Source organism: Variovorax sp. 20P10.2.4, from assembly GCF_058244205.1.
In genome coordinates, this window is the sequence record NZ_JBZAYE010000027.1 from 18,828 (window position 1) to 28,067 (window position 9,240).

A 9,240-nucleotide genomic window follows, 5' to 3' on the forward strand; every position below is an offset into this window, starting at 1 on the left:
CCCGCGAGTCTATGCGCGGCCGTCCGCCGCGCTGCGCCGGCTTCAGTGCAGGGCGCCGAAGCGGTAGATGCCGTCCGCGCCCAGCTCGCGCTTCACCTGCCCCGAATACCAGAGCAGGTGCAGATGCGCCACGGTCTCGCCCATCGCGAAGGTCATCTGGTGCAGGTCGAGCTCGCGCTTGAACAGGATCGGCAGCCCCTCGAAAGCCGTGATCGGCCGCGCCAGCGCGACCTCGAGCAGCTCGGCCAGGCGGTCGCGGTGATGCTCCTGCAGCTGCTCGACGCGGCGGTGGATGCCGGTGAAGGGCTTGCCGTGCGCGGGCAGGCCGAGGGTGTCGGCGGGCAGCGACTTGAAGCGCTCGATGCTGTCGAGGAACAGGCGCAGCGCGTTCGCCTCGGGCTCGCCCGCGTACACGCTCACGTTGGTCGAGATGCGCGGCAGCATCATGTCGCCGCCCAGCAGCAGCTTGAGGTCGTCGCAGTACAGCGCGATGTGCTCGGGCGCATGGCCGTAGCCGCTGATGCAGCGCCAGGCATGGCCGCCGATGTCGACGCTGTCGCCGTCGAGCATGCGCACGAAGCTCTCGGGCACCGAGGGCACCATGTTCGCGTAGTAGTTGGTGCGGCCGCGGATCTTGTCGAGCGCCTCGGGGTTGGCCAGGCCGTGCGCGCTGAAGAAGCGCGCGGCATGCTCGCCGCCCGCCAGCGTGTCGCCGCTGCTGCAGAGCACGCGTGCCACGTGGTAGTCGGTGGAGCTGATCCACAGCGGCACGTTCCAGCGCTTGCACAGCCAGTCGGCAAGGCCGATGTGGTCGGGGTGCATGTGGGTGACGATCACGCGCACGATCGGCAGGCCCTGCAGCTGGGTCTCGAACACCTGCTCCCACTGGGCCCGCGCCTCGTCGCGCGAGATGCAGCAGTCGACCACGGTCCAGCCCTCGACGCCGCGGTAGTTGTCGCGCAGCAGCCAGAGGTTGATGTGGTCGAGCGCGAACGGCAGCCGCATCCGGATCCAGCGCACGCCGGGCGCCACTTCGAGGGCCTCGCCGGGCGCGGGCAGGGTGTCGCCGAGGGGGTAGTGGAGTTCGCGTTCGAGCAGATTCATGTAGGATTGACGTTTACGTAAACGTCATGGGTTGAGGGCACCATTGTAGAGAGCGCGGCGCAAATGTGCTGTCGCCCCCGCAACGCCCCCTTTCCGGCGCCTCCCGTGCTCCCTGAACCAGCCCTCATGCCAGCGCAAACCTTCACCATCAGCCAGCTCGCGAAGGAGTTCGACCTGACGACGCGGGCGATCCGCTTCTACGAGGACATGGGGCTGCTCACGCCCGAGCGCGCGGGCCTGCAGCGCATCTACAGCGCGCGCGACCGGGCCCGGCTCACGCTCACGCTGCGCGCCAAGCGCCTGGGCCTGAGCCTGACCGAGGCCAAGGACATCCTCGACATGTACGACAGCCCGCGCGACACGGTGCCGCAGCTCGAGCGCTTCCTCAGCATCCTGGGCGCCCACCGCGCGCAGCTCGAGGGCCAGCTCGCCGAGCTGCAGGCCAATATCGCGGAAGTGCGTGCTCACGAAAAGAAGGGCCAGACGGCGCTGGCGCGCGCGCAGAAGGCCGAAACCGCCGGCAAGCCCAAGGCCAGGCCACCGCGACCGGCCCGAACCACCGCCTGAGAGAGCCCCCGGCGCCGGGCGCCGCCGCACCGAATCCCCCTCCACCTCACCGACAATCCCCGCATGTCCGAATCCCTCGACGACCTCTTCGCCCACAACCGCGCCTGGTCCGCGCAGATGGAACGCGACCGGCCTGGTTTCTTCACCAGCCTGGTCAAGCAGCAGACGCCGCGCTACATGTGGATCGGCTGTTCCGACAGCCGCGTGCCGGCCAATCAGATCACCGGCCTCGAGCCCGGCGAGGTGTTCGTGCACCGCAACGTGGCCAACATCGTGGTGCACTCCGACCTCAACGCGCTGTCGGCGATCCAGTTCGCGGTCGAGCACCTGAAGGTCGAGCACATCATGGTGGTGGGCCACTACGGCTGCGCGGGCGTGAAGGCCGCGCTCAACGGCACCCGCATCGGCCTGGCCGACAACTGGATCCGCCACATCCAGGACGTGCGCGACCGCCACCACGTGATGCTCGACAGCTTCTCGGAAGAAGTGCGCGCCGACGCGCTGTGCGAACTCAACGTCGCCGAGCAGGTGGTCAACGTGGCCGTCAGCACGGTGATGGTCGACGCCTGGAGCCGCGGCCAGAAGGTCACGATCCACGGCTGGACCTTCGGCGTGCACGACGGCCTGCTGCAGGACCTGGGCATGAGCGTGGAAGGCGACAAGTCGCTCGAATCGCTCTACAGGGCCGCCGTGCAGCGCGTGCGCCACAAGTACAGCCGCCCCGGCGAGCTGGTGACCAAACTCACGGGCAAGCCCGCCGCGGCACCCGCGCCCGCCACCCCCGCGGCCGACTAAGACCGCGCCCGCTTCGGTCCATGTTCCCGCAGCGCCTCGACTCCCCGCTGGCCTACGACATCGCGAAGGCGATGATGGACGGCTTCAACCGGCACTACACGCTGTTCCGGGCCGAGTCGTCGCGCGCCAAGCACCGCTTCGAGACCGCCGACTGGCACGGCCAGCAGCGCGCGCAGCGCGAGCGCATCGAGTTCTACGACCTGCGCGTGAGCGAGGCGGTGGCGCGGCTCGAGAAGGAGTTCAAGGCCGGCGAGCAGCCGATGGACGTCTGGCACCAGGTCAAGCTGCACTACATCGGCCTGCTGGTCGACCACCACCAGCCCGAGCTGGCCGAGAGCTTCTTCAACTCGGTCACCACCAAGATCCTGCACCGCGCGTACTTCCAGAACGACTTCATCTTCGTGCGCCCGGCGATCAGCACCGAGTACATCGAGCCGCGCGGCGCGCCCACCTACCGGCCCTACTATCCGTCGCCCGCCACGCTGGCCGACACCATCGAGCAGATGCTCGACGACTTCGCGCTGCTCGGCAGCTGGGCCCACAAGCGGCGCGATGCCGAGCGCGTGGCGAGCGCGATGCAGGGGCGCTTCCACCAGGTCAAGCTGCGCGCCAACTTCCAGCTGCAGGTGCTCTCGGGGCTGTTCTATCGCAACAAGGGCGCCTACGTGGTCGGCAAGATCATGAACGGCTTCGTCGAGCTGGCGTTCGCGCTGCCGATCCTGCACGACGGCCGGGGCCGCTTCCACGTCGACGCGGTGCTGTTCGGCGAGGACGATCTGCAGATGCTGTTCAGCTTCGCGCGCGCCTACTTCATGGTCGACATGGAGGTGCCCTCGGCCTGCGTGCAGTTCCTGCGCTCGCTGATGCCGCGCAAGCCGCGCGCCGAGATCTACAACGCGCTCGGCCTCGCCAAGCAGGGCAAGACGCTGTTCTACCGCGACTTCCTCTCGCACCTCAACTACTCGAGCGACCGCTTCCGCATCGCGCCCGGCATCAAGGGCATGGTGATGCTGGTGTTCGACCTGCCCTCGTTCCCGTTCGTGTTCAAGGTCATCAAGGACTTCTATCCGCCACCGAAGGACACCACGCGCGAGCAGATCAAGGGCAAGTACATGCTCGTGAAGCAGCACGACCGCGTGGGCCGCATGGCCGACACGCTCGAGTACAGCGACGTGGGTTTTCCGCTCGACCGCTTCGAGCCCGCGCTGATCGAGGAGATCCGGAAGTTCGCGCCCAGCCAGCTCGAGATCGGCGATCGCGACGGCAACGGGGAGATGGAGCTGGTGCTCAAGCACGTCTACATCGAGCGCCGGATGATCCCGCTGAACATCTACCTGCAGGAGGCCTTCGACATGCTCGCGCATCCCGAGAGCCCGGCACAGGCCAGGCGCGCCAGGGAGCAGCTCGAGCAGGCGGTGATCGAGTACGGCAACGCGATCAAGGACATGGTGGCGGCCAACATCTTCCCGGGCGACATGCTGTGGAAGAACTTCGGCGTCACGCGCGGCGGCAAGGTCGTGTTCTACGACTACGACGAGATCGAATACATCACCGACTGCCAGTTCCGCAAGGTGCCCGCGCCGCGCAACGAGGAAGAGGAGATGAGCGGCGAGGTCTGGTATTCGGTCGGCCCGAAGGACGTGTTCCCCGAGACCTTCGAGCCCTTCCTGCTGGGCAACAAGGACGTGCGCGCAGCCTTCATGGCGCACCACGCCGACCTGCTCGACGCCGCCTTCTGGCAACACCACAAGGAACGCATCCAGGCCGGCCAGATGCTGGACGTGTTCCCGTACGAAGAGTCGCAACGCTTCCACGACGAGGAGCAGGCGGCGCATTCCTGACGGGCCTTCGCATCCGCGGACCCGCATTCTTTTTCCAGCATCAAGGAGCACTCACATGTCCGAATCCATCGTCATCGTCGGCGCCGCCCGCACCCCCATGGGCAGCTTCCAGGGCGACTTCTCCTCCCTCGCGGCGCACGACCTCGGCGGCGCCGCGATCAGGGCCGCCGTCGAGCGCGCCGGCATCGCGCCCGACAGCGTGGGCGAGGTGCTGTTCGGCAACTGCCTGATGGCGGGCCAGGGCCAGGCGCCCGCGCGCCAGGCGGCCTACAAGGGCGGCCTGCCCGACAGCGCCGGCGCGGTCACGCTCAGCAAGATGTGCGGCTCGGCCATGAAGGCCGCGATGCTCGCGCACGACCTGCTGCTGGCCGGCACGCACGACGTGATGGTGGCCGGCGGCATGGAGAGCATGACCAACGCGCCCTATCTGATGCTCAAGGGCCGCGGCGGCTACCGCATGGGCCACGACCGCATCTTCGACCACATGATGCTCGACGGCCTCGAGGATGCCTACCAGCCGGGCCGCTCGATGGGCACCTTCGGCGAGGACTGCGCGGCCAAGTACAAGTTCACGCGCGAGCAGCAGGACGCCTTCGCCATCGCCAGCGTGGAACGCGCCAAGAAGGCCACCGACACCGGCCTGTTCAAGGACGAGATCGTGCCGGTCACGGTCAAGGGCCGCGGCGGCGACACGCTGATCGCCATCGACGAAGGCCCGGGCAAGGTCAAGCTCGACAAGATCCCGACGCTCAAGCCCGCGTTCAAGAAGGAGAACGGCACCATCACCGCCGCCTCGAGCTCGTCGATCAACGACGGTGCCGCCGCGCTGGTGATGATGACCGAGTCGCATGCGAAGAAGATCGGCGCGAAGCCGATCGCGCGCATCGTCGGCCATGCCACGCACGCGCAGCAGCCCGAGTGGTTCTCGACCGCGCCGGTGGGCGCCGTGGCCAAGCTGTTCAAGAAGACCGGCTGGAGCGTCAAGGACGTGGACCTCTGGGAGGTCAACGAGGCCTTCGCGGTGGTGCCGATGGCGCTGATGCACGAGCTCGACGTGTCGCACGACCGCGTCAACATCCACGGCGGCGCCTGCGCGCTGGGCCACCCGATCGGCGCCAGCGGCGCGCGCATCATGGTCACGCTGATCCACGCGCTGAAGGCGCAAGGCAGGAAGCGCGGCGTGGCCACGCTGTGCATCGGCGGCGGCGAAGGCACCGCCGTGGCGCTCGAACTGCTGTAAAAGGTACGACGCCCGTCCGCCGGCCCGGGCCGCCCGCCGCCTTCCGCCCCTCCCCGGGGCGGCCGGCCGGCGGCGGCTGCCGGCGGTCTTTCCCAGTTTCCGAACGAATCGCAGAAAAGCAGGAGGTCCCATGCGTCCCTTTCATTCACGCAACGTCATCGCCGCCGTGCTCGCGGGCGCCCTGCTCGCGCCGGCCGCCTGGGCGCAGAAGCGCGACAACGTGCTGTTCCAGGCCGCCACCGACGAGCAGCCCGCCGTCATCAAGACGCTGGAGAAGCTGGTCAACATCGAGACCGGCACCGGCGACGCCGAGGGCATCGCCGCGGCGGGCAACTTCCTCGAGGGCGAGCTGAAGAACCTGGGCTTCACCGTCACGCGCAGCAAGTCGGCCGGCCTGGTGGTGGGCGACAACATCGTCGGCAAGCTCAAGGGTCGCGGCGGCAAGAACCTGCTGCTGATGTCGCACATGGACACCGTCTACCTCAAGGGCACGCTCGCCAAGGCGCCGTTCCGCATCGAGGGCGACAAGGCCTACGGCCCCGGCATCGCCGACGACAAGGGCGGCAATGCCGTGATCCTGCACACGCTCAAGCTGCTCAAGGACTACGGCGTGCGCGACTACGGCACCATCACCGTGCTGTTCAACACCGACGAGGAGAAAGGCTCCTTCGGCTCGCGCGACCTGATCCAGGAAGAGGCCAAGCTGGCCGACTACGTGCTCTCGTTCGAACCCACCGGCGCCGGCGACGAGAAGCTTTCGCTCGGCACCTCGGGCATCGCCTACGTGCAGGTCAACATCACGGGCAAGGCCTCGCACGCGGGCGCCGCGCCCGACCTCGGCGTGAACGCGCTGGTCGAGGCCTCCGACCTGGTGCTGCGCACCATGAGCATCGACGACAAGTCGAAGAACCTGCGCTTCAACTGGACCATCGCCAAGGCCGGCAACGTCTCGAACATCATCCCGGCCAGCGCCACGCTCAACGCCGACGTGCGCTATGCGCGCAACGAGGACTTCGATGCCGCGATGAAGACGCTCGAGGAGCGCGCGCAGCAGAAGAAGCTGCCCGATGCCGACGTGAAGGTGATCGTCACGCGCGGCCGCCCGGCCTTCAATGCCGGCGAAGGCGGCAGGAAGCTGGTCGACAAGGCGGTGGGCTACTACAAGGAAGCCGGCGGCACGCTGGGCGTGGAAGAGCGCACCGGCGGCGGCACCGACGCGGCCTACGCGGCGCTGTCGGGCAAGCCCGTGATCGAGAGCCTGGGCCTGCCGGGCTTCGGCTACCACAGCGACAAGGCCGAGTACGTGGACATCAGCGCGATCCCGCGTCGGCTGTACATGGCGGCCCGCCTGATCATGGACCTGGGTTCGGGCAAGTAACGACGACGCGACGAGAACGACAGAAGGAGACACGCCATGCTGCTGAGCACCGACCAGGAAGCCATCCGCGACGCCGTGCGCGATTTCGCGCAGGCCGAACTCTGGCCCCACGCGCCGAAGTGGGACCGCGACCACAGCTTTCCGAAGGAAGTGCACCAGGGCCTCGCGGCGCTCGGTGCCTACGGCATCTGCGTGCCCGAGGAGCACGGCGGCGCCGGCCTCGACTACCTCACGCTCGCGCTGGTGCTCGAGGAGATCGCGGCCGGCGACGGCGGCACCAGCACCGCGATCAGCGTGACCAACTGCCCCGTCAACGCGATCCTGATGCGCTACGGCAATGCGCAGCAGAAGAAGCAGTGGCTCGAGCCGCTCGCGCAGGGGCGGATGCTCGGCGCCTTCTGCCTGACCGAGCCGCAGGCCGGCAGCGACGCCTCGAGCCTGCGCACCACCGCGCGCAAGGACGCCGACGGCTATGTGATCGACGGCGTGAAGCAGTTCATCACCAGCGGCAAGAACGGCCAGGTGGCGATCGTGATCGCGGTCACCGACAAGGCCGCGGGCAAGCGCGGCATGAGCGCCTTCATCGTGCCGACCGACGCGCCGGGCTACCAGGTGGCGCGGCTCGAGGACAAGCTCGGCCAGCACAGCAGCGACACCGCGCAGATCAACTTCGACGGCTGCCGCATCCCGGCGGAGAACCTGATCGGCGCCGAGGGCGAGGGCTACAAGATCGCGCTCGGCGCGCTCGAGGGCGGCCGCATCGGCATCGCGGCGCAGAGCGTGGGCATGGCGCGCAGCGCCTTCGACGTGGCCGTGGCCTATGCCAAGGAACGCCAGGCCTTCGGCGGGTCCATCTTCGACCAGCAGGCCGTGGGCTTCCGGCTCGCCGACTGCGCGACGCAGCTCGAGGCCGCGCGCCAGCTGATCTGGCATGCCGCGAGCCTGCGCGATGCCGGCCGCCCCTGCCTGAAGGAGGCCGCGATGGCCAAGCTGTTCGCGAGCGAGATGGCCGAGCGCGTGTGCAGCGCCGCGATCCAGACCCTGGGCGGCTACGGCTACGTGAACGACTTCCCGCTCGAGCGCATCTACCGCGACGTGCGCGTGTGCCAGATCTACGAAGGCACCTCGGACATCCAGAAGCTGCTGATCCAGCGGGCACTGTGAGCCGGCCGCGCTGATGCGCCGCCCCGGATGGCGCGCCCTCGCGGCGCTCGCGCTGGCCGCGCTCGGCCTCTGGAGCGTCGCGATCGAGCCGCGCTGGGTCGCGGCGCGCACCGAGACGCTGGACAGCGCCGCCTGGGGCGCGCAGCCGCGGCTGCGCATCGCGGTCGCGAGCGACTGGCACATCACCGAACGCAGCCTCTGGCGCGTGACCGACGTGGAGCGCGCGCGCCGCATCGTCGACGCCATCAATGCCGCGCAGCCCGACCTGGTGCTGCTGCCCGGCGACTTCCTGGCCGGCCATGGCGGCGACGAGCCGCTGCCGATCGAGACCATGGCCGCGGTGCTCGGGCGGCTGAAGGCGCCGCTGGGCGTGTACGCGGTGCTCGGCAACCACGACTGGTGGCACGACGGCGCGCGCATCACGCACGCGCTGTCGGCGCAGGGCATCGTGGTGCTCGAGAACGATGCCGTGCCGCTGCCCGGGCGCGATCTCTGGGTGGTGGGCATCGGCGACCACTCCACCGGTCATTCGCGGCCCGATCGCGCCTTGTCGCTCGTGCCGGCCGGCGCTCTCACGCTGGTGCTGATGCACGACCCCGCGAGCCTGGCCGGGATGCCGCGCCTCGCCGCGCCCGCGCCGGTGCTCACCGTGGCCGGCCACACCCATGGCGGCCAGGTCTGGGTGCCGGGCTACGGCGCGCCGATCGTGCCCGGCGCGGCGCCGCGCACCTGGGCCTATGGCTGGATCGAGAACCGCGGCCGGCGCATGTACGTGACCAGCGGCCTGGGCGTGAGCATCCTGCCGGTGCGCCTCAACATGCGGCCCGAGTGGGTGCTGTTCGAGTAGGGGCCACCGATCGCGCACCCGCGCCTTGTCATCGGTTTCGACGACAGACAGCCGGCGCGCGGCGGCGCACGATGGCGGCCTTCCGTTCGTTCATCGAGGCCGCCGCCATGACCCGTTCTTGTTCCGCCCCCTTGCGCCGCCCGGCGCGTCTTGCAGCGTGTGCGCTCGCCGTGCTCGCCATGGGTGCCCAGGCCCAGCAGCCGGCCGCGCCCGACATCGCCACCCTGACCGCCAGCGAGGCGGTGCGCGAGCTCTGCGCCGGCCGGCTGACCAGCGAGCAGCTGGTCACGGCCTACGTCGCGCA

At 69.1% G+C, this 9,240-nt stretch carries 8 protein-coding genes; 7 read left to right on the forward strand and 1 reads right to left on the reverse strand.

Going from position 1 to position 9,240, the window contains the following annotated elements; genetic code table 11:
* Nucleotides 1-42: 42 nt before the first annotated feature.
* On the reverse strand, nt 43-1,104 hold the full coding sequence (locus AC27VN_RS04710) for an MBL fold metallo-hydrolase (RefSeq protein WP_093348245.1): 1,062 nt from the start codon (nt 1,102-1,104) through the stop codon (nt 43-45).
* A gap of 126 nt (nt 1,105-1,230) precedes the next feature.
* On the opposite strand from AC27VN_RS04710, the gene AC27VN_RS04715 reads away from it, so the two are divergent.
* From AC27VN_RS04715 to AC27VN_RS04745, 7 genes are all read left to right on the forward strand, one after another.
* Complete coding sequence (locus AC27VN_RS04715; protein ID WP_208510941.1) at nt 1,231-1,671, forward strand: MerR family transcriptional regulator; 441 nt, start codon at nt 1,231-1,233, stop codon at nt 1,669-1,671.
* Between the two features lie 63 nt (nt 1,672-1,734).
* Nucleotides 1,735-2,466 carry a carbonate dehydratase gene (gene can, locus AC27VN_RS04720; RefSeq protein ID WP_296781223.1) on the forward strand — a complete coding sequence of 244 codons (732 nt, stop codon included), beginning with the start codon at nt 1,735-1,737 and terminating at the stop codon, nt 2,464-2,466.
* A 20-nt stretch (nt 2,467-2,486) separates the two neighbouring features.
* The gene (gene aceK / locus AC27VN_RS04725) at nt 2,487-4,307 is read left to right on the forward strand and encodes a bifunctional isocitrate dehydrogenase kinase/phosphatase (protein ID WP_490875804.1); all 1,821 of its coding nucleotides are present in this window, start codon (nt 2,487-2,489) and stop codon (nt 4,305-4,307) included.
* Between the two features lie 55 nt (nt 4,308-4,362).
* On the forward strand, nt 4,363-5,547 hold the full coding sequence (locus AC27VN_RS04730) for an acetyl-CoA C-acyltransferase (RefSeq protein WP_490875805.1): 1,185 nt from the start codon (nt 4,363-4,365) through the stop codon (nt 5,545-5,547).
* Nucleotides 5,548-5,677: 130 nt separating this feature from the next.
* On the forward strand, nt 5,678-6,925 hold the full coding sequence (locus AC27VN_RS04735; protein ID WP_093348258.1) for a glutamate carboxypeptidase: 1,248 nt from the start codon (nt 5,678-5,680) through the stop codon (nt 6,923-6,925).
* A 36-nt stretch (nt 6,926-6,961) separates the two neighbouring features.
* Nucleotides 6,962-8,089, forward strand: coding sequence for an acyl-CoA dehydrogenase family protein (locus tag AC27VN_RS04740; protein ID WP_490875806.1), 1,128 nt, complete (start codon nt 6,962-6,964; stop codon nt 8,087-8,089).
* A 13-nt stretch (nt 8,090-8,102) separates the two neighbouring features.
* Nucleotides 8,103-8,936: a metallophosphoesterase gene (locus AC27VN_RS04745; RefSeq protein ID WP_490875807.1), complete on the forward strand. Its 834-nt coding sequence runs from the start codon at nt 8,103-8,105 to the stop codon at nt 8,934-8,936.
* Nucleotides 8,937-9,240: the final 304 nt, after the last annotated feature.